This is a genomic window from Neptunitalea lumnitzerae (assembly GCF_027924185.1).
GTDB classification, from domain to species: domain Bacteria; phylum Bacteroidota; class Bacteroidia; order Flavobacteriales; family Flavobacteriaceae; genus Neptunitalea; species Neptunitalea lumnitzerae.
The window spans coordinates 24,651-51,109 of sequence record NZ_BRVO01000002.1 but is presented as its reverse complement, the minus strand read 5'-3'; the positions used below and the strand labels follow the sequence as shown (position 1 = coordinate 51,109).

At 31.6% G+C, this 26,459-nt stretch carries 23 protein-coding genes; 7 read left to right on the top strand and 16 right to left on the bottom strand.

The window, feature by feature from the left end; translation table 11 throughout:
• Positions 1-9: 9 nt before the first annotated feature.
• The 8 genes from Y10_RS07785 to Y10_RS07750 form a co-directional block, all read right to left on the bottom strand.
• Entirely contained in the window at positions 10-930 is a 921-nt protein-coding gene (locus Y10_RS07785) for a CPBP family intramembrane glutamic endopeptidase (protein WP_281764823.1), read from the bottom strand.
• 2 nt (positions 931-932) lie between these two features.
• The gene (locus Y10_RS07780; protein ID WP_281764822.1) at positions 933-1,976 is read right to left on the bottom strand and encodes an o-succinylbenzoate synthase; all 1,044 of its coding nucleotides are present in this window, start codon (positions 1,974-1,976) and stop codon (positions 933-935) included.
• Between the two features lie 31 nt (positions 1,977-2,007).
• Positions 2,008-2,415: a response regulator gene (locus tag Y10_RS07775; RefSeq protein WP_281764821.1), complete on the bottom strand. Its 408-nt coding sequence runs from the start codon at positions 2,413-2,415 to the stop codon at positions 2,008-2,010.
• Positions 2,416-2,424: 9 nt separating this feature from the next.
• Entirely contained in the window at positions 2,425-3,531 is a 1,107-nt protein-coding gene (locus Y10_RS07770; RefSeq protein WP_281764820.1) for a sensor histidine kinase, read from the bottom strand.
• A 79-nt stretch (positions 3,532-3,610) separates the two neighbouring features.
• A complete protein-coding gene (locus Y10_RS07765) occupies positions 3,611-4,291 on the bottom strand; it encodes a metal-dependent hydrolase (RefSeq protein ID WP_281765689.1) in 681 nt (226 codons plus the stop codon).
• A 120-nt stretch (positions 4,292-4,411) separates the two neighbouring features.
• Positions 4,412-6,379 carry a tetratricopeptide repeat protein gene (locus Y10_RS07760; protein WP_281764819.1) on the bottom strand — a complete coding sequence of 656 codons (1,968 nt, stop codon included), beginning with the start codon at positions 6,377-6,379 and terminating at the stop codon, positions 4,412-4,414.
• Between the two features lie 65 nt (positions 6,380-6,444).
• A complete protein-coding gene (menA, locus tag Y10_RS07755; protein WP_281764818.1) occupies positions 6,445-7,335 on the bottom strand; it encodes a 1,4-dihydroxy-2-naphthoate octaprenyltransferase in 891 nt (296 codons plus the stop codon).
• An 18-nt stretch (positions 7,336-7,353) separates the two neighbouring features.
• Positions 7,354-8,193, bottom strand: a complete 840-nt coding sequence (locus Y10_RS07750) for a 1,4-dihydroxy-2-naphthoyl-CoA synthase (RefSeq protein ID WP_281764817.1) — start codon at positions 8,191-8,193, stop codon at positions 7,354-7,356.
• 60 nt (positions 8,194-8,253) lie between these two features.
• Between Y10_RS07750 and Y10_RS07745 the strand changes: the two genes are divergently transcribed.
• Entirely contained in the window at positions 8,254-9,369 is a 1,116-nt protein-coding gene (locus Y10_RS07745; RefSeq protein ID WP_281764816.1) for a C1 family peptidase, read from the top strand.
• Positions 9,370-9,459: 90 nt separating this feature from the next.
• On the opposite strand, the gene Y10_RS07740 is transcribed toward Y10_RS07745, so the two are convergent.
• From Y10_RS07740 to Y10_RS07715, 6 genes are all read right to left on the bottom strand, one after another.
• Positions 9,460-10,320, bottom strand: coding sequence for a glycerophosphodiester phosphodiesterase family protein (locus tag Y10_RS07740; protein WP_281764815.1), 861 nt, complete (start codon positions 10,318-10,320; stop codon positions 9,460-9,462).
• A 10-nt stretch (positions 10,321-10,330) separates the two neighbouring features.
• Entirely contained in the window at positions 10,331-11,911 is a 1,581-nt protein-coding gene (locus Y10_RS07735; protein ID WP_281764814.1) for a RagB/SusD family nutrient uptake outer membrane protein, read from the bottom strand.
• Positions 11,912-11,924: 13 nt separating this feature from the next.
• On the bottom strand, positions 11,925-15,131 hold the full coding sequence (locus Y10_RS07730) for a SusC/RagA family TonB-linked outer membrane protein (protein WP_281764813.1): 3,207 nt from the start codon (positions 15,129-15,131) through the stop codon (positions 11,925-11,927).
• A 130-nt stretch (positions 15,132-15,261) separates the two neighbouring features.
• Positions 15,262-16,182, bottom strand: coding sequence for a FecR family protein (locus Y10_RS07725; protein WP_281764812.1), 921 nt, complete (start codon positions 16,180-16,182; stop codon positions 15,262-15,264).
• 84 nt (positions 16,183-16,266) lie between these two features.
• Positions 16,267-16,833 (bottom strand): RNA polymerase sigma factor, encoded by a 567-nt coding sequence (locus Y10_RS07720; RefSeq protein ID WP_281764811.1) that lies wholly within the window; start codon positions 16,831-16,833, stop codon positions 16,267-16,269.
• A 93-nt stretch (positions 16,834-16,926) separates the two neighbouring features.
• A complete protein-coding gene (locus Y10_RS07715; protein ID WP_281764810.1) occupies positions 16,927-17,766 on the bottom strand; it encodes a CvfB family protein in 840 nt (279 codons plus the stop codon).
• Between the two features lie 185 nt (positions 17,767-17,951).
• On the opposite strand from Y10_RS07715, the gene Y10_RS07710 reads away from it, so the two are divergent.
• Complete coding sequence (locus Y10_RS07710) at positions 17,952-18,371, top strand: hypothetical protein (RefSeq protein ID WP_281764809.1); 420 nt, start codon at positions 17,952-17,954, stop codon at positions 18,369-18,371.
• Here Y10_RS07710 and menD read toward each other — a convergent pair.
• Positions 18,351-20,111 (bottom strand): 2-succinyl-5-enolpyruvyl-6-hydroxy-3-cyclohexene-1-carboxylic-acid synthase, encoded by a 1,761-nt coding sequence (gene menD, locus Y10_RS07705; protein WP_281764808.1) that lies wholly within the window; start codon positions 20,109-20,111, stop codon positions 18,351-18,353. The two genes, Y10_RS07710 and menD, sit on opposite strands and share 21 nt — an antisense overlap.
• A gap of 140 nt (positions 20,112-20,251) precedes the next feature.
• Positions 20,252-21,043, bottom strand: coding sequence for a glucose 1-dehydrogenase (locus Y10_RS07700; protein ID WP_281764807.1), 792 nt, complete (start codon positions 21,041-21,043; stop codon positions 20,252-20,254).
• Between the two features lie 297 nt (positions 21,044-21,340).
• Between Y10_RS07700 and Y10_RS07695 the strand changes: the two genes are divergently transcribed.
• From Y10_RS07695 to Y10_RS07675, 5 genes are all read left to right on the top strand, one after another.
• Positions 21,341-22,471 (top strand): vWA domain-containing protein, encoded by a 1,131-nt coding sequence (locus tag Y10_RS07695; protein WP_281764806.1) that lies wholly within the window; start codon positions 21,341-21,343, stop codon positions 22,469-22,471.
• Between the two features lie 6 nt (positions 22,472-22,477).
• On the top strand, positions 22,478-23,941 hold the full coding sequence (locus tag Y10_RS07690; protein WP_281764805.1) for a sigma 54-interacting transcriptional regulator: 1,464 nt from the start codon (positions 22,478-22,480) through the stop codon (positions 23,939-23,941).
• Positions 23,942-23,991: 50 nt separating this feature from the next.
• Positions 23,992-24,315: a YbaB/EbfC family nucleoid-associated protein gene (locus tag Y10_RS07685; RefSeq protein WP_281764804.1), complete on the top strand. Its 324-nt coding sequence runs from the start codon at positions 23,992-23,994 to the stop codon at positions 24,313-24,315.
• A gap of 979 nt (positions 24,316-25,294) precedes the next feature.
• A complete protein-coding gene (locus Y10_RS07680; RefSeq protein ID WP_281764803.1) occupies positions 25,295-26,047 on the top strand; it encodes a sensor histidine kinase in 753 nt (250 codons plus the stop codon).
• Entirely contained in the window at positions 26,028-26,423 is a 396-nt protein-coding gene (locus Y10_RS07675) for a response regulator (protein ID WP_281764802.1), read from the top strand. The genes Y10_RS07680 and Y10_RS07675 overlap by 20 nt, the downstream gene beginning before the upstream one ends.
• The last annotated feature ends 36 nt before the right edge of the window (positions 26,424-26,459 follow it).

The following is a 26,459-nucleotide window of genomic DNA, read 5'->3' as shown; positions in this document are numbered from 1 at the left end:
GATTATATTTTAGTTAGTAGTTTCATTTGTTTGTACCTGCAATTTACCAAACAATTTCCCCTTCCAGTCATTCCATTTAAAAATTTTTGCAAAAATGACCAAAATTAATATTTGGCTTACAATAGGGAAAAGTACATCCATTCCCATTTCAGGTGTAGAAATATCTTTTAATACAGAATCTGTTTGAATTGCCGACCAATCTGCCGTAACCAATAAGGCTCCAATCATATTATTAGCTGCATGAAAACCTAAAGCTAGTTCCATTCCCTCGTCCATTAAGGTCATAATGGCTAAACTAAACCCAGTACCTATATAATATACCATTACTATGGGACCTAATTTATCTACCTCAGGGTTTCCCAAGTGCATTAAACCAAACACCACAGACGTAACCACTAAAGGCAGCCATTTGGTTTTGGTTACTACACCTATCCCTTGCATTAAATACCCTCTAAATAAGTACTCCTCAAAACTAGTTTGTATAGGTAATAGTAACACCACCCCTAACAGCACTAAAAATTTATCTAGATTGAAATTCCATTCATAAGATTCCGGATGCATTCCATAATCAACATAAACTTGTACTGCACTGGTAATAGCCACTACTAGAAACGCTAAAAAAACTCGTTTCCAATTTACGTTAGTTCTAGTAGTTGTTAGTTTAAGAATTGATAAGCCATGATATTTGGTAACCCAAAAAAATAATCCTAGCAATCCAACCCCAAAGCTTATAATATTAAGTATTAAAAAGTTATTAAACCCAATAGTATTTGCCATCTGGGCCAAACTACTGTTTACAAGATTTTTTTGCATTAAAACAATCAACAGCGGTAAAGCTCCTATTAATTGCCAAGAAAACATAGTAAATACAAAGCCTCCTAAATACCCAAACCAATCATTTTTTCCTTGTAATGCCTGCTTTATAAACATATCTATTCCGCTAGTAAATTAAAGTCCCATGCTTTGTTAGTGTTGTAATGTAAATATCCATCTTGAACTTCTAAAGGACTTTCAAAATTGTTGGTATATAAACCACCGGTACCTAAACCTTGGGGCATTTTATTCTCTAATGTATAGGTAAATTGGGCTATTGCATTTAATCCTATATTGCTTTCCAAAGCACTCGTTATCCACCAACCTGTATCTTGTGCTTCTGCAAGCTTAATCCATTCCACACAACCTCTATATCCCCCCACTAAACTAGGCTTTAAAATTATGTATTGTGGTTTAATATGCTTTAACAAACACTGTTTCTCATCGTAATCTGTAATACCTATTAATTCTTCGTCTAATGCTATTTCAAGTGGAGTGTTACTGCATAATTCAGCCATAGCATCCCAATTACCAGCTTTAATAGGCTGTTCTATTGAATGTAATTCAAAATCTGATAATTTCTTAAGATTTTCAAGGGCTATGGAAGTGGAAAATGCACCATTAGCATCTACTCTAATTTCAATCTCTTCAGATGTAAATTCACTTCTAATATATTTTAAAAGAGATAATTCCGTTTCAAAATCAATAGCTCCAATTTTTAATTTAATACAATTAAAACCACTATTTAATTTCTCTATTATTTGAGACTTCATATACTCACGGTCTCCCATCCAAATAAGACCATTAATAGGTATTGCATCGTTACCTAAAGTAAAGTTTGATGGATGTAATATATATTTATCTGAAGATTTTAAAGAAAGAAAGGCTTGCTCTATTCCAAATTGAATTGAAGGAAACTCTTTTAAGGCTGTAAATAATTGAGCTTCTCCTAAGTGTATATTAGCACACGCCCATTGCAATTTTTCTTCGTAATCTGGCCTATCATCATAACTTAATGATCTGAGTATACCACATTCACCTATACCTGTAGCATCACCATTTTTAAGAATAATAAACCAAGTTTCTTTTTCATGCAAAACGCCTCTAGAAGTTCCACTAGGGCGTTTAAAATTGAGGACATATCGCTTATAAAATGCTTTCATGAATTCATAAAAGCATAAAGATAAAGCAATATTATTTATTAAAATAGTTTTCTAATATATCTTTAATAGCAATAGGATTTAAAGGTTTATTCTTAAATCCGTTAACTAACGGATTTTTTCTTGCGCGCTCTTCATCATCAGGATTTAGAGAGGTTGTTAACATGACAATTACAATCTTAGCCTTCTGCTCCTCATCTAAATCTTTATATTCTTCTAGAAACTCCCAACCATTCATACCAGGCATATTAATGTCTAGTAAAATTAAATCGGGTTGATCCTTTTCAGACTCCTTAGTAGAAACTAGAAATTCTAACGCTGCTTCTGCACTAGTAACCGTAGTTATTATATCTGCGCAACCACTATCAGTAATAATTTTTCTATTAATAAAATTAGTTGCCGGATCATCATCCACAAGTAAAACATGTCTTAAATCACTCATACTTCTATCTTATTTTGCTCCAAGCGAGAAAAAGAAATTACTTCCGTTTCCAAACTCAGATTCTACCCAAATTCTACCATTATGTAAATCAACAATCTTCTTACAATAAGCAAGGCCAATACCTGTACCATCGAACTCAGATCTACTATGTAACCTTTGGAACATAACAAATATTTTAGATAAATATCTTTCTTTTATGCCTATTCCATTATCCTTAACTGAAAAATGCCAACCATCTTTTTCTAATTTCGAAGTAATTTTAATTTTTGGGGTTACATCATTCTTTCTAAACTTAATTGCATTTGTTATTAAATTTAGAAAAAGTGAAATTAACTCAGGTTCATAAGCCTTAATTTCGGGAAGGTCGCCAACTATAATTTCAGCCTTAGATTCTGAAATTTTTACTTCTAAATCTTGAAGTAAACTTTCAACCAGTTTATTACAATTAACGGTAACCAGTTGTTTGGTATTTCCTATTCTCGTAAAATCTAAAAGTCCTTTTACCAAATTACTCATTCTATGAGAAGCCTCTGATATAAAACTCATATACAATTTTGCATTTTCATCTAACTTCTCTTCGTACTCAGAATTCAGAAGTTCTACAAAATTTATAACTGTTCTAATAGGTTCTTGAAGATCATGAGAGGCGATATAGGTATACTGTTCAAGCTCTTTATTTTTGATTTCAATTTCTCTGGTATGCTTTAGTAACGCCTCCTCTGCTCTTTTACGCTCCGTTAAGTCTCTAGTAACTTTAATAAAACCAATTACTTCACCTAAATCATTATGCCTTGCTGTAATAGTTACACTACCCCAAAAGGCAGAGCCATCTTTTTTAATTCTCCAGCCTTCATCAATAGCTTTACCCTCATTCCTTGCTTTTTCAATAAGCATATCGGGCTTGCCAAAATCTAAATCTTTTTGAGTATAAAATTGTCGGAAGTTTTTACCAAGTATTTCATAAGCGCTATAACCTTTTATTCTTTCAGCTCCACGGTTCCAGTTTATAATATTACCGTTAACGTCTAAAAGAATAATAGCATAGTCTTCAATTTCATCAAATATCTTGGGGGTTTCTCTAAACTTATCCGTAAGTGTAGAAGTAGTGTCTTTCATTCGGTTTGGGAAATTAGATAACAAATATATTCATGTTATCCAATTCCTCATTCCAAATGTTAATTTTTTAACAAAATAATCATAAATCAATTGATTCACCTATATTCAAGAGAATCAATTCCTTACCTTTTTGAGAGAAAGTTTCCTTTGCTTTATCATGATCTATTTCAATATATCCAAAAGTATCATAATGACAACCTAAAACTTTATTACAATCAACAAATTCAGCTGCAACTACCGCTTCATCAAGTCCCATAGTAAAATTATCACCTATAGGTAATATAGCTAAGTCTAGTTTAAAAAACATAGGAATTAGTTTCATATCCATAGTTAATGAGGTATCTCCAGCTATATACACTGTCTTACCTCCTGAAACTAATACAAATCCTCCCGGAAGTCCACCACTTTTTCCATCAGGAAAAGTAGACGAATGTAGCGCAATAACATATTTTAAACTTCCAAAATCAAAATTCCAACTACCTCCATGATTCATAGGATGTGTTTCAAAACCTTTATCGGCATAATAAGATGCTATCTCTGCATTAGAAACAATAACTGCATTGGTTCTCTTTGCTATAGCTTCTACGTCATACACGTGGTCTTGGTGAGCATGTGTTACCAGTATATAGTCTACTTCTAATGTATCAATATCAACAATACCCTTAGTAGCTTCATTTGGTGATATAAATGGATCTACTAATAACTTTTTACCCTCTGTTTCAATGTACAGAGAATTCTGTCCGTAAAATGTAATCTTCATCATGTATTTTTTTGGTTACCTACCAAAAATAAACAAATAATATGGCTTTAAGTATAAGAGAAAAAATATAATTATGTTAAAGATAAAATGTAGTAGAAACGAGTAGTGTAAGTTCTCTCTTTAAAAAATAAGTTCGAAATTAAGACCTTCTTTTAAGGTTATTTTGTGGTAACCTTTCATCAATTTGGTTAGTCCCTTAATCATTTCGTTACGATACATCTCTTCTTCAGAAAAGGAAATATCATCTGAAATTGTTTTATCAACATAAGTTAACTTTCTACTATCATCAAGATTTACAATAGATATTTGAACACTCGACTCTTCCAAATTACTAGGTATACCTAAATACTTTTTATGTAGTTCAAAAATAAGCATTGAAATAGCTATAAACTCATATTCTGATAATGCAATATTAGTTATAAAAACTTGAGGTTTTTTAGCTTCTAACCAAACAGCAGAAATAACTTTTCCAAACACTTCGTTTATTGATACAGAATCTACTCCTCTTACACTTAAAATTCTTTGAATTGTAAATAAAAATGACATTCTAGTTTTATAGGCACTTGCCTTGTAAACACTTTTATTCTCGTCAAAGAAAACTTCTGAGAGCAAATTAATATAAATAGCAACACACCTATTGATATCTATGTAATATTCTTGCAGTTTCTCAACCTTGTTAGTGTTTATTAACAAGTGCTGATCTACCTCTTTATTTTGCTTTACTAAAAGCTTGTTATGTTTATTAGTTTTTGCTACTACAATACAAGAAATAAACACTAGAATTGCCAAAATTACCAAGCCTATAAAAGCATTTCTATATTTATTTTTCAAGTCCTCATAAATATCATTTTCAGAAACATCTGCTAATTTTAGTGCTGCCAATTCTTGCTCTTTATTTTTAATCTCATCCTCTTTTAAAGAAACAATAAAAGCTATTTTAGATTCTATAAAAGAATTAGAACTCTTTACTTCATCTAGGCTATCAGATATTCTATTTGCTTTTCGCAAATATTCATAAGAACTTTTATAATTATTTCTGGCAGAATAGTACTCACTTAATAAAATGTAATACTCTTTATCTAATTTAGCATAACCAGCATGATCAAAATCTAGTGTTTTATATAATTCTAAATAGCTTAAAGCTTTCGTGAAATTTTCTTTTTGCAAATAGCATTTAACCAGCAATAACGATGACCATGCTACGTTTATAGGCTCATAGTCTGAATTGTAATCTACATCTTCTTCTAAAAATCTTATGGCTACATCTATATTTCCTAAATGATAATACGCCTCTCCAAGATTACCTTTAATAAGCGCCATTAAATGTACAGATGCTCTTTTATCGGTTTCATCTAATTTATTTAAGTGACTTAAAGAACGTCTGAAAAATATGGCTGCACTATCCATTTTTTCTACTTGAAGATAATATAAACCTAAATTATTAGCAGCTCCTAACAGCAAGTACTCATCCCTATTTTCTTTTACATACTCATTAAAGTATTTTGGGCGTAAAATACTAATAGCTTCGCTATACATTCCCAACCTATAAAATACATTTTCCTCGTTTATATTGTAGTTTACTAAGTCTGAATACGCTACGGATTTGGGGTCTAAAGTATCTCTTACTCCTTTTAATTTATTAAAGTAATACAAACTTGCTCCATAATTAGAGCTCGCTTGGTAGCCCTTAAAAAGTTGTGCATAAACCTTTATTAGCTCTACAGAAGATAGTTTAGAAGAATCTTCTACAACCTTACTAAGGTATTGTACAGAATTTACATAATTTTCTTGTAAGCGATACAGATGACCTTTTACAAAGTTATAATACAAGTACTCGTCTGTTCCTTCATGTAAATTTGCAACTACGTTATCCATAAAATCATCTACCAAATCTTTATTTGGCAGATAATCTACTTTAGAAAAACTTAATATAGTTTTTAATTTGGTTAGTGTATCTGTAGCTATTTCATACGTACGATACTTTTCAGATTTCTGAATCTGTTTTTTTGATTGGGCAAACAACATTGTCATTTGCACCATCAAAAATAGAAATAGAAAAAATATAATCTTCCTTTTTTCGAATCTCATATTTATTATCATACAGTTAGTTACTTCCAAATTTTATCGGTTGCATAACAACCTGTATCTACACACTATAAAAATTTTCCTATCAGAAATAATAACGACATAAAGAAAGTACTTAGAGCTACTTTTTTTAATTCACTATCTAATAAAACAGGGTTTGTATTCTTTTTTACAGTAATTAGATGAATCACTAATGGAATAAAAGCTACCAAATATACAATTTCCCACTGATATTCAAAAGATAAGATAGAATATAACATCATGCATACCATAGAAATAATTATAAGAAAATAATGGTAAAATTTAGAAAGAGGAACTCCTAACTTAACTACAATAGTATTCTTACCTGCTTTAATATCATTTTCTCTATCACGCATATTGTTTAAGTTTAAAACAGCAATGCTTAATAACCCCACTGCTACCGCAGGTAAAATAACTTTCCAATAAAAAACCTGTGTGTATAAAAAGAAGGAACCAATAACACTTACAAGCCCAAAGAATATAAAAACAAATAAATCTCCAAAGCCTGTATACCCGTATGCAGATTTACCTACGGTGTATTTAATAGCAGCTACAATACTGGCTATTCCTAACAAGAAAAATAATACCGAATATCCAAAATTCTCTACTCCAAAGGCTCTGTAAATTAACCCTAAAGCAATTATTAATGTAATAATACTGGTTATAACTATAGCCTTTTTCATCTGTTTGGCAGTAATAATACCAGAGTTAACCAAACGTTGTTCTCCTACTCTATTTGCATCCGTTCCCTTCACTCCGTCTCCATAATCGTTTGCATAATTAGAAAGTACCTGAAAACCAACAGTAGTTAGTAGTGCCAAGATAAAAGTTATAGCATCAAAATAACCATAAGAAATTGCTACAGCAGTACCAACCAATATACCCGAAATAGACAAAGGCAAGGTTCTTAACCTTGCCGCTTGTATCCAATGTTTCATAAATCCTTTATCTATTAATTAAGGAATGTATTTTTTCTCGAAATTAGGTTTACGTTTTTCAAGAAACGCATTTCTACCTTCTTTTGCCTCATCTGTCATATATGCAAGGCGTGTAGCTTCACCAGCAAAAACCTGTTGTCCTACCATTCCGTCGTCTGTTAAGTTCATAGCAAACTTCAACATTTTTATAGAAATAGGAGATTTTGCTAATATTTCTTGCGCCCACTCATAAGCAGTATCCTCTAACTCATCATGAGGTATTACTGCATTCACCATTCCCATTTCATAAGCATCTTGAGCAGAGTAGTTTCTTCCTAAAAAGAAAATTTCACGCGCTTTTTTCTGTCCTACCATTTTAGCTAAGTAAGCAGATCCATATCCACCATCAAAACTGGTTACATCAGCATCTGTTTGTTTAAAAATAGCATGCTCTTTACTTGCTAGTGTTAAATCACAAACCACGTGCAAACTATGTCCACCACCTACAGCCCAACCTGGTACTACAGCAATTACAGCCTTAGGCATAAAACGTATTAACCTTTGCACTTCTAGTATATTTAATCTGTGATATCCGTCTTCACCAACATACCCCTTATGTCCTCTTGCTTTTTGGTCACCACCACTACAAAAAGAATATACCCCGTCTTTAGGAGACGGACCTTCGGCCGATAATAAAACTACCCCAATAGAAGTATCTTCATTAGCATCGTAAAAGGCTTCATATAATTCTTTAGTAGTTTGAGGTCTAAAAGCATTTCTAACCTCTGGTCTGTTAAATGCAATACGGGCTACCCCGTTGCATTTTTTATATGTGATATCTGTAAATTCTTTGACAGTAACCCAATCTATCTTACTCATATTTTGTTAATTTAGCGTAAAATTAACTTATTTCTTTCTTACCGTAAAATTAAATACACCATGAGAAAACTATTTTTTGCCTTACTTATTTCATTATCAAGTTATTTGGCAGATGCTCAAGAATATGAATTTACTCCTGTTATAGACATTGAAGCAACAGAAGTTAAAAGCCAAGATATTACTGGAACCTGTTGGAGTTTTTCCACCACCTCTTTTCTAGAGTCTGAAATTATTAGACTAACTGGAAAGCACATTGATGTTTCTGAAATGTATAACGTACGAAACACATACACTAAAAAAGCTTGGAATTATGTAATGAGACAAGGAAAAGCTCAATTTAGTCAAGGGGCTCTAGCGCACGACGTTATTAATGCTGTCAAAGAAAACGGTTTGGTACCAGAGCTTGCTTTTGGTGGTTTTAAAGTACAAGATAAATATAACCACATTGAAGTAGAAAGTACATTAAAGGCTATGCTTGATAATTATATTAGTAGCAGAGCTGGTAGCTTATCACCAACTTGGAAAAAAGCTGTAGAACAAACTCTTGATTTATATATTGGAGAAAATCCTGAGGAATTTACTTATGAGGGTACTACTTATACTCCTCAGAGCTTTTTAGAAATGACCAAATTAGACATGGATGATTATGTAACTATTACATCTTTTACCCATCAACCTTATTACAGCTCATTTATTTTAAGCGTTCCTGATAATTTTTCTAATGGAAGTATGTATAATGTTCCTTTAAATGAATTTATGGATGTAATTGATAATGCCTTGAAAAACGGATATACTGTTGAATGGGATACCGATGTATCTGAAAAAACTTTTTCTGCTAAAAACGGTGTTGCATTTATACCAGAAAATGATAATGATGCTATTAAAGGACTTACAGAAATTGTAAAAGAGAAGAACATTACTGCTAATTACAGACAACAAGAGTTTGAAAACTACAGTACTACCGATGACCACCTTATGCACATTGTAGGTACCATGAAAGACCAAAAAGGTAATGTATATTATAAAGTAAAAAATTCTTGGGGTACAAACCCTGATAGAGTATCTAATAAAGGATATGTTTATGTAAGTAAAGCATATATGGAGTTAAAATCTATTTCTGTTTTAGTACATAAAGATGCTTTACCAAAAGCTATTAAAAAGAAACTAAATTTATAACATCATACTCAAAAGGAGACATCTCTAACAATATAAAAGCCGCTTTAATAGCGGCTTTTATGTAATTCAAAATCAAACAACAACACATTGTTAGCGATGTAAACCATGCGCTTTCAAATAAATTAATAACTCTTCAGGATAATCTGTTTGAATAATATTGATTTTCATTTGAGTTATGGCATCATACCCATTTCCTTGTTCTACCTGCATTTTGTCATATTTACCTAATGCATTTGCCCAAACTCTACTTCCAGAATTTATAGTTTCTTGCATTAAAGCATCGTTATAAAACGAAAAATCAATATGGATTACTTCAATTACATCTAACCCTACTAACTTTTTTATATTTTTTTCAGAATATGCTCTAGGCATCACTGTAATATTATTAGCTAATTTTCTTATTTTTTTGATGTACTTATAATCATCATAGATATAGAAAAGTACTTGCTGTTCCATGGCATTACTTTCAATAATCTCCAGAGCCTTAAAGAAAGCTTGCTTTGTTTCTGCTTTAAAGTCTATATCAACAATTATTTTGTCTTTGGCCAATTTCAAAGCTTCATCTAACGTAAGTATACGCTGGTCTGTTGGTTCTCCATTATGTAGTAAAGGAATTTCCTTTAATTCAGCCAAGGTAAAATCTATTACGCTACCAGTTTGGTTTGTGGTTCTATCAATAGTTCTATCATGTATTATTACCAATTCATGATCTTTTGTTTCTCTAACATCTAATTCTACAATATCTGTTCTAACCCTAATGGCCTCTAAAATAGCATTCTTAGAATTTTCAGGATATTGTTGGTGGGCAGCTCTATGAGCTGCCACCAAAATATATTCCGGATGATTATTAAAATCTGTAAGTAAACTATCTACTCTAGTATTTTGAGCAATTAATGACTGTACTGAAACTACTAACAATACAATAATTAAGTAAACTATCTTTTTAATCATGATATACTAATTAATAACCAGGGTTTTGTTGCATTCCTCCAGTACTTGCATCAATTTCTGCTTGCGGAATAGGTCTGTATAAATGGAACTCCTTAATATTAGGTGCAGCATTAGGGTTATGTGCTTGTACACGTTCTAACAATTTACCCGTTCTTTTTAAATCCATCCATCTTCTCTCTTCTCCTCCTAATTCACGTGCTCTTTCATCCAATATTAAATCTATAGTTACATCAGATGCCGTAATATTTGTTAAAGAAGTACCTGAGGCTGCAGCTCTATTTCTAATAACATTTAATGCTTCAGCTGCTTCTGTTTGATTACCCAAATAAAAGGCAACCTCAGCTTTTAACAAATACGTTTCCGCTAAGCGGTATACAAAAAAGTCTCTAAAACCATTTTTATCGTTTGCCGAACTTCTTGTGTAATCATCATGCTTTTTCATCCCCCAATGCATATCGTCTCTATTAGGAGCAATTTTGCTTTGGTAAAGCACATTACCATTTACATCTTGTATATCCCATATTACAGAATCACCTTCTTGTACCGCTACATTGTTGCCATTATAATTTACTGTAGCAGAATAATTGTCTACATTATAATACCAAACTCTTCTAAAAGTTGCATCAAAACGGGTATCGTTAGTTTCAAAAAGATTTCTGAAAAATTCTGTTGGTCTAAATCTTGTATAAGGTCTTCCCCCTTGTGAAGCTTCTCTTTCTAATCCATTAAAAGCAGCATAATTAGGTGTAAAGAATAAGTGTCCTCTATTTCCTCCACCATTATACACATCGTCATTGGTATATTGTACAGAAAAAATAACTTCATTATTTATTTGATTATCATAATCAAAAACATCTGCAAAAGTAGGCTCTAGCTCATATGTTCCGCTATTTATAATAGCATCTAACGATGCTTTAGCTCCACTATAGTCTCCTAATAACATTTGAACAAAAGCCAATTGTTGTAAGGCTGCCCCTTTGGTAATTCTACCAAATTCTTCTGCCTCCCAATCTAAATTATCTACTGCAAACTGAGTATCTTCTAACATAGATTGCCAAATTGTTTCTTTAGCTGTTCTTGTTGTATTAGTATTTACTTCGTTTGCAGCATTATCCATAAAAACCACATCTCCCCACTGCATGGTTAGCCAATAATAAAAATGAGATCTCAAAAACCTAGCTTCAGCTATGTATGTAGTTTTTAATTCTTCATCTAAAAACGTCACCCCTTCAATATTTTCTAAAAATGAGTTAGAAGCAGAAACTCCTTGATACAACTCTCCCCAAACTCTATCAACTCTACCTTGAGCAGGGTTTAAATCGTTATCATATTGGTCTAGTTCCCAGTCTCCATCGTTACCATGCTGAAAAATATCTGTTCCAGATGTTGTTAATAATAAGCTAGACTGTCTTCCGTAGATAAGCCTTAAGGGAGAATAAGCTCCTGCTAACGCTTGTTTTACACCATCTTCATTTGCAAATAAAATTGGCGCAGTAGTAGTGGTATACGGATTTTCATCTAAAGAACAACCAATATTTACCATTACCAAAAGAAGTAACATTCCTTTTATATAATATTTTATAGTTTTCATTACTGAATTTTTTTTAGAAATTAACATTTAAACCAACTGAAATAAATCGAGTAGCCGGGTATGAAGCTTTCTCTCCTGATGCTTCATATTCAGGATCGTATCCTTCGTATTTTGTAAATGTAAACGGATTTTCTGCTGTTACATTTAAACGTACATTATCTACTCCTACTTTTTCAAACAAAGTTTCTGGCAATGTATAACCTAACACGATGTTCTTAACTTTTACAAAATTTATTTCTCTATATGCTAGCGCTGAAGACTTGCTATCTTGAGTATTATAATATGGACGTGGATTTGCATTAGTAGCATTCTCAGGCAAAAAATACGCTACATCTAAATTGTTATATTTACCACCTAATGTATTGTAATCATCATAGAATTTTGAGTAAGTTACATTACCTTGTCTTGCAAACATAAGTATAGAAAGATCAAAGTTCTTGTAGGTCATTCTACTAGTTAAACCAGCAGTCCACTTAGGGGTATTGGTACCTATAATGGTTCTATCATCATCATCAATATCACCATCATTATCAAGGTCTGCAACTTTAATTTCTCCTACGTTATATCCGTATGATGCAGCTTCTGCAGCTTCATCTTCTTGCCATACTCCTTGCCCAACATAATCGTAGTACACATTTATTGGCGAACCAACAAACCAACTATTATCTATATCTGCCAAGGTACCATCTCCATAAAGGTCTGTAATCTTGTTCTTGTTTCTAGCAAAAGTTAATGTTGTTTCCCATCTAAATTCATTACTGTCAATATTTACAGTATTAAGAGTTACCTCTAACCCACGGTTTTCTGTGCTACCAATATTTTGCATAGCAGTTTCAAAACCAGAACTTATAGGAATACTTCTTTGTAATAATAAATCTTCTGTTTTAGCTATGTAATAATTAACACTTGCATTAATTCTATTATTAAAAAAGCCAGCATCTAATCCTATGTTCAATTCTTTGGTAGTTTCCCACTTTAAATCTTCATTTGCTAAAGAACTTGGTATATATGTTACATATCCCGTATCACCAAAGGCATAAGAATCTTTATCGTAAGTACTTAATGTTTGATACGGATTAATACCCGTATTACCTGTTTCACCGTAGCTTAAACGTACCTTTAAGTTAGAGAGTTTAGAAAAATTATTCTTTAAGAAATTTTCTTCAGATGCTATCCATGCTACTGCAGCAGAAGGAAAATAACCCCATTTATTATCATCAGATAATCTTGAAGATCCGTCGGCACGCATGGTAGCCGTAAACAAGTATCTGTTCTTTAATTTGTAATTAAATCTACCTGCATAAGACATTAAAGACCAATCACTATAAGTAGTTCCAAAACTTGTAATAGACCCAGCTCCTAAATCATAATATAATTTAGAGCTAAATGGTAAGTCATTTACATTTAAATAAGTACTCTTAGCAATTTGCTTTTGATAACTACTAACCAAGGTTACATTTAAATGGTTATTAGCATTTATTTGTTTAGTAAAGTCTAATATATTTTCTACCGTTAAGGAGGTTACTTCTGAGTTAGAATTACCAGCCGTTGTACCTTGCCCCTGATTTGCTATGGTTTCTTCTCCATTAAAATATCCACTAAACGTATGCTTGTAATCTGGCCCTGCCTTTAATTTATAAGTTAAGCCGTTAAAAACTTCATATTCTGCATATAAACTAGCAAACAATCTTGTTGTAAAGTTTTCATTTACCGCATTTTGAAATTGAGATAATGGGTTAATCAACTTTCCTTCGTCGGTGGTTGGTCTAAACAAAATATCTCCATTATCATCAAATGCCTTTCCTAATGGACTTAGCTTTAATACATAATCATAAATTTCACTATCTACTGTTTCTTGTTTAGAACGACTTAAATATGATGAAACTCCAAATTTTAAACGATTACTTTTTACATAATCTGTATTTACACGTAACGAGTATCTTTTAAAACCAGTATTATCTACAATACCACCTTCATCATAATAGTTACCAGAAATAGCATATTTAAACTTCTCATTACCCCCAATAGCAGATAATTGATGACTTTGTTTATATCCTTCTTCATAAATAAGATCTTGCCAATTTGTAGATTCTCCATTTTCAATAGAGCTTAACGCTATATCATCAAAAATAGAAGCATCTGTAGGATAGGTATTACCACCATTATAGGTACGGTAAGCTTCTCTTCTTAATTGAGCAAACTCAGTTCCGTTCATCATATCTACTTTTTTAGATACCGATGTTACCCCATAATATCCGTTATAGCTTATTTTTACCTCATCATTTTTACCTCTCTTTGTAGTAATAATAATTACTCCATTAGACGCTCTAGAACCATAAATAGCCGAAGCTGAAGCATCTTTTAAAACCTCTACAGAAGCCACATCATTAGGGTTTAAGTCATTTAAACCATCTATTACAGGTATACCATCTACAATAATTAAAGGAGAGTTACTAGCTGTAATAGATCTTTGACCTCTAATATTAATACTAACACCGCCTCCTGGTTCGTGGCCATTATCTATAATATCTAAACCCGCTACTCTACCTTTCATTGCCTGAATTACATTAGTAGAAGGTACTTCTTGAATTTCTTCTCCACTAACAGAACCTACAGCACCTGTTAAGTCTCTTTTGGTTTCTTTACCGTAACCAATAACCACCACCTCATCTAATGCATTTTGAGAAGGCTGCATCTGCACTGTTATTTCAGTTTGCCCATTTACTTCAACTTGCGTGGTTTCAAAACCCATGTAGGTAAACACCAATACCGGATTTTCAGTTTGTGGCGTAAAAGTAAAGGTACCCTCAAAATCGGTAACAGCGCCATTATTAGTACCCAACTCAGCTATATTTACCATAGGTAACGGCACCTTATTTTCATCGGTAACCAAACCTTTAATAGTAGTTTGTGTTTTTAAACCGCTTTGAGTATTTGTCTTTTTTCTAATTAAAACTTTAGTATTTGATATTACATAAGACAAATTTGCCTTCACAGAAATATCGTTCATTACGTCTTCTATATCTTCTTGTACGTAATTGATAGCATATTGTTTTTGATCGTTTAAAATCTCTTGACCAAAACTAAAGGTAAACGAGGTTTGCTCTTCTAGTTTTGAAAATAAAGAATTTAACGTAATGCTTTCTGAAGAAATAGTTATCTTTGTTTGATAAACTCGGTTACTAGACCAAACGGTAGTAAGCGATAATAGGAATAACATTGCAGTTGTTATAATCCTTGATTTTTGAAAATTGTTTTTAAAAAAATACATGTTTTAGTGTTGATTAATCAGTTTGTCAATACTTAATACAATCCACAATTGTTGCAGCAATTGTGGATTTTTTTGTTTTTTAGGAGTTCGTTACAATTACTTTTTTGTCATGCAGCGTAAAGTTTAAATGGGTTATAAATGATAGGTTTTCTAAAATTTGAGATAAACTTTCGTTTGGGGATATGTCTATAGTAATCTTTTGTGTTTCTTCTATATTTCCATCATAAGAAAAATCTATATTGTATTTATACGCTAACAACTCAGTAACCTTGTTTAATTGAGTATCTTTAAAATTATGATGCCCTTTAAACCAACTAGAAAATTCGTTAGTAAACACTTTTTCTTTCACTAACTGATGGTTTTTGTAAACAGTTTTTTCTAAAGGTATTAGGTCTATTGAGTTTGATGGACTACTTACATTAACCTTACCAGTGGCAACAACCACCTCTGTTCTAGACTTTGATGTATTTATATTAAATGAAGTACCTAAAACCTTTGTTTCAATATCATTAGAGATAACAATAAAGGGTTTAGTTTTATCAGGAAAAACTTTAAAAAAAGCGTTACCACACTCTAAAGTTAATTTACGTGTATCTCCCTTAAAGTTTATAGGATATTTTAAACTACTATTAGCTCCTAAGTATATTTTAGAACCATCTGGTAGTTGTATTGAATCTATGCTATTTTGTGTAACAAGGTATTCGTACTGCGTTCTATTTAGCAAAAAAGGAATAGCTATGGCTATTACTATACATGCAGCAGCCACGTATTTAATATATGGCATATAAATAACCTTTGGTGTTTTTTGAATATTAGCCTGTATACCTGACCAAATATGATTAGATATTTGAATTTTATCTAAATGACTAGTACTTTGTACTGTAGATTGTTGATATTCTTTTTTAATAAAGGCTTCTAATAATTCATCTTCCTGCTGAGATAATTCTCCTTTTAAAAATCGGTCTGTTAGTACCTTTAAAATGTGCTTTCTTTTTTTCACAGTTATTTAGTTTCTTACGCTAGTAAGTACCACTATGACGAAAAAAGTACTATTGCCAAATATTACGAAAACATTAAGTGTAGATTATTTGAATATTTCATAAAGTTCAATTAGGGCAATAACCATAGATACATCTTTTAATTCTAATCGTAACTGTTTTAAAGCTGAACCTAATTGGTTCTTAACCGTTTGTGGAGAAAGATCTAGTTGTTGCGCTATCTGATTAATATCTAATCCTTGTATTTTATTAAGTAATAAAATATTCTTACGCTTTTCAGGTAGTTTTTCAATAGCCCCATACAATAACTCATACACTGGGTGATCTTCTGTAAAAGATACTTCCGTTAAGTATATTTCAAACGTGTCTTCTAAATAGACGGTATTAAGTTTATTTCTATTGTAGTAATTATATACCTGAAACTTAGTAGCTTGAAACAAATAACTTTCTAAATTATCTATTTTTAAAGTTTCTTTTTTCTCCCAAACATATATAAAAATGTCTTGAACAATTTGCTGAGATAGCTCCCTGTCTCCATTACTTATTTTGTAAGCAAAAGAAAAGAGTCTATCCCAATAATTGTTGTAGAGCGTATTAAACGCTCCTATATCTCCGCTACTAATTTTTTCTAAAAGTATAGCATTAGTTTGCATGTAATATATTGGTTTATGAGGTAACGCAATGTATAGATATTACATGATTTAACAACAATGCAAGAATTATGTTTATGTAAAATTTTAAGCTAGTTATTTCACTAGCTTAATACCATTTTCTTCTATTACAATTACTTTTTCTTTATAAAGATGTCCAATCGATTTTTTAAAAGATTTTTTACTCATACCAAGAATGGCTTCGATATCTTCCGGACTACTTTTATCATGTAACCCTAGAAAACCATTATTTCTTTCAAGAAATTCAAGCACTTTTGCAGAAGAGGGTTCTATATTTTTAAAACCAATCTGTTGTAAAGATACATCTATCTTATTATCCTCACGTATTTTCTTAATAACACCTTTACGTTTCTCCCCTAAAGACAAATCTTCAAAAATTTCATTATTATATACTAAACCTTTATGTTTATTATTAATAATAACCTCTACACCCAAATCTGTATATCTAGATACAATAATATCTACCTCATCAAACTTTTCTACCGTTAACTCTTCGTTAGATATAAAGTTATTGGTTTTACTAGAAGCAACCAATCTATTAGTAGTTTCATCAAGATATAAGTAAACAAGGTACCACTTACCTTCTACCATTTTTCTTGCTTGCTCTCTAAAAGGAACAAAAAGGTTTTTCTCTAGCCCCCATTCTAAAAAGGCTCCATACTTATTTACCTCTAAAACTTTTAAAAGAGCAAACTCATTTAAAGTAATAAAAGGTTTAAGGGTTGTAGCTATAGGTCGTTCTTCATGGTCTAAATAACAAAAAACTTCTAACTCATCCCCTATAGTAAAGTCTTCCGGAACGTACTTACTAGGAAGTAAAATTTGATCTTCCTCTTTATTTATATCTCCTAAATATAAACCTACCGAACGTTCTCTAAGTATGGGTAATTTATGAAAAACTCCTAATTGTATCATATATAATAATTTGTGCAAATATATTAAAAGTTGTTTCGACAAATGTCGATTCGACGAACATAATAAAATGTGGTCAATAATCTGATTGTTAGACCTTTTAATCGATTTGATTCCTATTTATAAAAATCAAATATAGCTAGCTTTTATATTTGTCCATCTAATGTCTCATCAATTATAGTGAGAAAATGCAAAAAAAAGCTATAAAAATAAATTGTTGTGGATCCTTCTATAAAAAGCATCAAACTAAAATTGGTACTTTTTATTTTTTTGATGAGTATGTAATCACTGAATTCAATGAAGGAGTTACAGTAAGCTTTGATTCCTGTAAAGATTTATGCTTTTTAATTAATAAATATTACGGAGATACTACTCCGTATGGAGTAATATCTAACCGAATTAACTCATATTCTGTTTTTCCAACAGATTACTTCTACCTTAAAAATATGTTTTTTAATCTACGCTGTATAGCTGTAGTTAACTATATCAATAAAACTACCTATCCTTTTGAATCTGAAGTTGTAGAAAAAGTAATCTGTCCTAGAACTTACCAATCTTTTAAAGATTTAGATACTGCCCGCAGATGGTTATGCTCTATGATTTCTTAAATATTTAAAATAAGAAATTAATATTTCATCGTTTTCTAACCTAGGTGTAAAAATTTCTAAAATAACAGGCTTATTTCTGTTGTTAACGTTATCATAAACCGTAGTTAGCTGAGTTACTACTTCATCTTTACTAGATGCAGATACATATTCAAAACCGTACATAGCAGCTAAATGAGATGCATCTTTATTATGAATGGTTTCAAAATAAGTATCAAACTCTTTTGTATTTTTATCACCAGGTAGTATTCTAAAAATACCTCCACCTCCATTATTTACAACTATAATGGTCATATCCTTTCTAACATAATTGTTCCATAACCCATTGCTATCATATAAAAAGCTCAAATCGCCAGTGATTAAGGTTGTAGGTGTATCAGAATATATAGAAGCTCCCATAGCTGTAGAAGTACTACCATCTATACCACTGGTTCCTCTGTTACAGAAAACAGTCCAAGATGCATCTAAATCAAACAACTGCATATATCTTATAGTAGAACTATTACTAAGCTGTAGTAACTGATTATTAGGCAAATTGTGAAAAATACAATCATATACTAAAAAATCTGAATACTGGATTTCAGAAGCATAGGCTTTATGCGCAATTCTACGCTGTTTTTGAACTTCTAACCAATACAACTGATAATTACTATCTACCTTTTGAAGATCATCAAAAGCATAACTGAAAAAAGAATTTACCGTTACCTTAAAATGGTGTGTTAAACAGAAAAATGTATCGTAAGCCTTCTTCTCATCTACATGAAAATGTAATTTTGGACTATATTTTCTTAAAAAAGCCTTTATTTTTTTAGACACTACCATTCCTCCGAAGGTTAACAGCAGTTCTGGTTGCAGCTTCTCTAATTCTTCTGGCACCTGTTCTATAGGAGCTAAAATTTTATCAATCCCTGGAAAAAAGTTATCGTTATGTAAATTAGAAGTAGTTTCTGTAAACACAACAACAGAGCTATCAGCTGCTAGATATTCTATTATTTTTTCTTCTACAGAATTAGGCTTAAGCACCCCTACTAAAATCATTTTCTTTTTAGAAGTATTCCAAGATTCTACAAACTGATGTAAAGATTCTGAACTAATAACATCAGGATGAAAAGGCCTTGGATACTCTTTTACCGTAACTAAAGGTGCATGTAAGGTTTTGTACAAAGGCTCTTCAAAAGGAGCATTAATATGTACAGGTCCTTTCTCTAAAAATGCAGCGTGCAACGCCTTAGAAATTTCTTGTTCGTTATAAAGTTGCACCGTAGAAGAAACATCTATTAACGGTAAATCTTGATGTTTACCATCTCCATGAATAGCCAATTGGTGAGGAATATCTTGTTTTAAATTAGCTGTATATACTATATGATTGGCAAACACATTGGTTTGTCTAATAGTTTGGCCATCTCCAATATCAATTTTATCTGTTGGTCTATCTGCCGATATTACCACCAAAGGTATATCACTATAAAATGCCTCAGCTATGGCAGGATAATAATTTAACAAAGCAGAACCAGATGTACATACAATAGCCACAGGACTATCTATCTGTTGTGCCATACCTAATGCAAAAAAAGCTGCTACACGCTCATCAACAATACTATAACAAGTAAAATAATCATCGTGTGAAAAACCTATTGTAAGAGGCGCATTTCTACTACCCGGAGAAATTACAATATGTTTTATTTGATTTGCTTTACAAAGCTCTAAAACCGTTTGTGCTAGGGGAATAGCGGGATATATCATAGAATTATAAGACTCAAAAATTAAAGTGCAAATTTACGTAATATCAAAACAACAATACGTTAATAATTTACAAATATCCTCATACAAAAAGAGGGCGTTTTAATGAAACGCCCTCTTTTTTTCTGTGTTTATAATATTAATTATGCATTACCATACATATTAGATTCGCCACCATCTATGGCAATAATTTGTCCGTTTACATATGTACAAACATCACTTAAAAGAAAAGCTACCAACTCCCCTACTTCATCAGGTTTTCCTAATCTTCTTATTGGGTTACGAGATGCATATTCTTTTTCCGCCGCAGCCGGGTCTTCAGGATTAACTTGTTTAAAAGCTCCTGCTACCATTGGTGTTAAAATGGCACCCGGTGCAATAGCATTAGTAATAATACCATCTTTACCATATTCTAATGCAGCATTTTTAGTCATACCAGCAACTGCGTGCTTTGTAGCTACATAAGGTGTTTGGTTAAGTACACCTCTAATACCACCAACAGAAGCAACATTTACAATATTACCCTTACCTTGCTTTTGCATTACCGGAATAACATATTTTAATCCGTAATAAACTCCCATTAGGTTAATATCAACAACTTTTTTAAATACGTCAATATCATAATCTACCATAGGAGCTTGTTTACCTTCAATACCAGCATTGTTGTAAAAACCATCGATGGTACCAAATGCCTCTACAGCTTTATCTACATAATTCTTAACTTGTGCTTCATCAGACACATCTGCTACTACAGGTAAAACTTTTATATTTTCATTCAAAGAAGCCAATTCTGCTTGCGCTTCATTAAGAGCTTTCTCATTATAATCTACTATAACCAAGTTAGCTCCTTTTTTAGCAAGCACCTTAGCTGCTGCTAAACCGAGTCCCATTGCGGCACCGGTTATTACTATTGTATTGTTTTCAAAAGTACTCATTTGTATGTATATTTAATTAGCATAAAGATACCAATTCTGAAAACGTTTTCTACTTAACAAATTGTTATTTAATTAAACATTAACACAACCTAGAACATTCAATAAAAAATTACAAAGTAAAAACTTACGCTATTAATTATAAAAATTTACTTACAACTGTTTAAGATGTTTTTATTTCAGATATAGTCAATTAAATAAACCAGAAATCTCATGTTTTTATGCTCCTAAAACGTTCTAACAAAACTTTAACTCTAACATATACTGTACCCTTTACAGATTTTTTAATACATTTAGAATATGAACAGGAATGCAAAAAACAATAGAAAAGGTTTTGTTTTTAAGCAATATGAAGCCCCAGAAGAATCTATTTTCGAAAAATTACTTGGTATCTTCAAAGAATTAATAACGCATACTTCCGGAGATTTTGATGAAGCTATAGAATGGCTTAAACAATTAGATGATGAGTACCAACTTACCACCCCGGAATATACATTAGATGACTTTATTGAAGATCTAAAGAAAAAAGGCTACATAAAAGAAGAAGCAGAACCAGATGAAAATGGCTCAGGTATTAGCATTACTGCTAAAACAGAACAAGCAATAAGAAAACACGCATTAAACCAAATTTTTGGTAAACTAAAGAAAGGAGCCAAAGGAAACCATAGCACCAGCAGAACTGGTAGCGGAGATGAGCAAGTAGGTGAATTTAGAAATTACCAATATGGTGATTCGGTGGAGCAAATTTCAATGACAGAGAGTTTAAAAAATGCTCAGATAAACCATGGTATGGATTCCTTTACCTTAGATGAGAGCGACTTAGTTGTAGAAGAAACCCAGTTTAAAGCTCAGATGAGTACTGTACTGATGATAGATATTAGTCATAGTATGATTTTGTATGGCGAAGACCGTATTACCCCTGCAAAAAAAGTAGCGATGGCATTAGCCGAGCTAATAACCACACGTTATCCTAAAGATACTTTAGATATATTGGTTTTTGGAAATGATGCATGGCCGGTTTCTATAAAGGAACTTCCCTTCTTACAAGTAGGACCATACCACACCAATACCGTAGCTGGTTTAAATTTGGCTATGGATATGCTGCGTAGGAAGAGAAATACCAACAAACAGATTTTTATGATTACCGATGGTAAACCTAGTTGCATTAGAGAACGTAACGGAGAGTATTATAAAAACAGTATGGGCTTAGATGAGTATATTGTGGGGCAATGCTACAACAAGGCCAGACAAGCAAGAAGATTGCATATACCCATTACTACCTTTATGATTGCCGAAGACCCCTACTTAATGAAATTTGTTAGAGAGTTTACCTATGCAAACCAAGGGAAAGCATTTTATACAGGACTCAGTGATTTGGGTGAAATGATTTTTGAAGATTACGAAAAAAACAGAAAAAAAAGAATTCGATAAGAAACTATGAATATTGAGCAATTAAAAACATTAGGCGATTTAAAAGCCATAGGATACACCACAAAAAATATTAAAGAAGAATTACGAGATAACCTTATTCAAAAAATAAAAGAAGGTGAACAAGTTTTCTCTGGAATCCACGGATACGAAAATAGTGTAATACCAGAACTAGAGCGTGCCATATTATCTAAACACAACATTAATTTATTAGGGCTGCGTGGCCAGGCAAAAACGAGACTTGCCAGATTAATGACTAAGTTGTTAGATGAATATATACCCTATGTAAGTGGTTCTGAAATTCATGATGATCCATTTCAACCACTTTCTAAATATGCCATAGACTTATTAGAAAAAGAAGGAGATAACACACCTATTTCATGGTTACATAGGTCAGATAGATTTTATGAAAAACTAGCAACTCCAGATGTTACAGTGGCCGATTTAATTGGAGACGTTGACCCTATTAAAGCAGCTAATTTAAAACTTAGTTATGCCGATGACCGAGTGATTCATTTTGGTATGATACCCAGAGCCAACCGCTGCATTTTTGTAATTAATGAGCTACCCGATTTACAAGCAAGAATACAAGTAGCGCTATTTAATATTTTACAAGAAGGCGACATACAAATTAGAGGATTTAAATTAAGACTATCATTAGATGTTCAATTTGTATTTACAGCTAACCCAGAAGATTATACCAACCGAGGTAGTATTGTTACTCCTTTAAAAGACCGTATTGGTTCGCAAATATTAACCCACTACCCTAAGTCTATAGCTATTGCTAAAACCATTACATCACAAGAAGCTAAATTAGATAGTAGACAATCTGGCGCTATTCATGTACCTGAATTAGCTAAAGATATTTTAGAGCAAATAGGTTTTGAAGCCAGAAACAGCGATTATATAGATGCTAAAAGCGGGGTAAGTGCCCGTATGAGTATTACCGCTTATGAAAACTTACTAAGTACCGCAGAAAGACGTGCTTTACAAAATGGCGAAACCTCAACTACCGTAAGGCTATCAGATTTTATGGGGGTAATACCAGCCATAACAGGTAAAGTAGAGTTAGTTTATGAAGGTGAACAAGAAGGTGCTTCAGAAGTGGCTATTCAGCTTTTAGAGTCAGCTATAAAAACCTTGTTCCCTGATTACTTCCCGAAAATTGAAAAATTGGCAAGAGCCAATGATGAAACTCCTTATGACGATTTAATCAGTTGGTTTTTTGAAAATACCGATTTTGAATTAGTAGATGATGTAACCAATACAGAGTATAAAGAAATTTTAAGCAAAGTAACTCCGTTAACAGATTTAATTCAGAAATATCAAAAAGATCTTCCGGAAACGGATGCTAATTTTATGAAAGAATTTGTTTTGTGGGGCTTGGTTGCATTTAACAAATTAAGCAAGCAACGTTTTATAGATGGGTATCAATTCAATGATTTATACGGAAATTACATCAGAGGCCTATAAAATATTTAGATAGATTTCTATTTTTGCAAAAACAATAAAACTAAAAGAATATGTTTGGAGACTTAATGGGAATGATGGGTAAACTAAAAGAAACCCAACAAAAAGTTGAAGAAACTAAAAAAAGACTAGATACCGTGTTAGTAGATGAACAATCATCTGATGGTTTATTAAAAGTAACCTTAACTGCTAACAGAGCTATTAAATCTATTGATATAGATGAAAGTTTATTAGAAGATAAAGAACAGTTAGAAGATTATCTTATTCTTACCTTAAATAAAGCTATTGAAAAAGCTACTAATGTAAATGAAACAGAATTAGCAGCTGTTGCCAAAGAAGGCATGCCTAATATACCAGGAATGGATATGTTTTCTTAAAAACTGATAATTTTATACAAAACAAAAGCGAAGTTGTAAGTAAATTCAACTTCGCTTTTTTTATACTGTACAGATATATCTTCTATTTGTTAAAAATCTATATTTTTAACACTTCAATAAGTTAAAATTTATTTTTTTTATACGTATATTTTGATAATTATCACAATAATAACCACGTATAGCTAAAATGATTACAATAAATCCTAGTCTAAAAAATATTTTCAATTTCAGAGTAAAGAAATTGACTGCAATGGTTATTGTAATCATAGCGCTTATAAATATAGTTTTTTGGCTTATAGGTAAAATTCAATTGCTTACTTTCAACTACAATAACAATCCTCAGGCTACTATGAAAATAGTAACTAGTGTTAGCTTTCTCTTAATAGGATTGAAGTACATAGTTAAAAAGAGTAATGTATTTTACATTTTTAGTGCAGGTATAGCGATTCAAATTTTACAATTGATAAATATATATGGACTCTCGTTTTTTAAGTCGAGCTCTTTAATTACTATCATCCTATTTCTACTTAGTTTTTTAGTTATTTATTTTGAAACCATTTATCAAAAAAATAAGATTGTTCTCATACTAAATACACTTGTATATCTTATCAGTTTTTTTTGTATCTATTATTTTTTTATAGATCCGAATTTTTTAGCCAACATTAAAGGCTTTGAATCTATTAGTTGGAATACAGCTATCCTATTCCACATAAATTCATTGTCAAGTTACCAATTAATATTAAGGAAAAAAGCAGAGCAGGTATATACCCTTAATAACCATACCTTTAATTTGAATCCTTTTAAATTTTTTCCTATCTATTTTGGGGTTCCTATACTTACTATAGTTATAGTATCCATTTTAGTCCATTTTATGTTTATTAAAATGAACTTTGCGCTCTTCTTAATTTTTCTAGTTTTAAATGGTATATCTATATTAAGTGCATTCATATTTGTAGCCAAGTTTATAAAGCTTTTTAATATGATACTTAAGGCTCAAATTACGCTTACCGAAAATAATATAAGGCTAACAGAGAAAAATAAATATTTAGAAGACTTTGCCTCTATAACATCACACAACCTTAAGGAGCCTATTGTAGCTTTAAATAATATTGTTGAATTAAAGAATAATGAAATTTACAGAGATGCTTTAAGCAATGAAGAATTAGACGACATGCTTAAAACCAACATAGGCAACCTCAACAAAACTATTGATACCATATATAAATTTCTAATGGCCATTAAAAAAGGTGAAAGTTGTAATTTTGAATATGTATCAATAAGCTCTAGTTTTGAAGAACAACAAAAAAACTTATTAGATTTTACCACTAATCTTGAAGTAACAGTCAATTTCAAGATTACGCATAACTTAAACTTTCCTAAAGTATATATTGATAGTATTTTATATAACTTATTATCTAATTCTTATAAATATTGCACCCCTAACAAACCACTGATTATAACTATTGAAGATGAATTTGACGGTCCTAACTATATCATAAAATATAAAGATAATGGACTAGGTATTGATTTAAAGAAATACGGAAATGAAATTTTTAAACCTAATAAGAGATTTCACAAAACCCATTTACCCTCAACAGGGTTCGGTTTGTATTTTACCAAAATTCATGTAGAAAAAATTAATGGTCTTATTCATATACAAAGTGAAGTGAATGAAGGAACCACATTTATTTTAACATTTAAAAATAAGAAAAATGAAGGTAGCAATAATTGACGACAATCTTGTTTTTAGGAAACTTACCAAAATTGCCTTTGAGCACGTTGCACCAGGCAAAGTAGATGTTTTACTTTTTGAAAACGGTAAGGAAGCTATAGACCATATAAAAGAACATATAGAAAAAGAGTTACAAGTACCAAAACTTATTCTTTTAGACTTAAATATGCCTATTATGGACGGCTGGGATTTCTTGGAAGAAATGCTTCCCATAAAAAATGATCGTCAACTAGATTTAGTAATTTACATCGTATCTTCTTCTGCCGACGAAGATGATATAAAAAGAGCGAAAAATATTTCAGACGTAAAAGGATATATTATTAAACCGATAGATATTAACCAAATAACGCAGTTTGTGAGCGATTTTATGGAATAAATTATTTTATATCACACTGATAATTAGTATATTGAA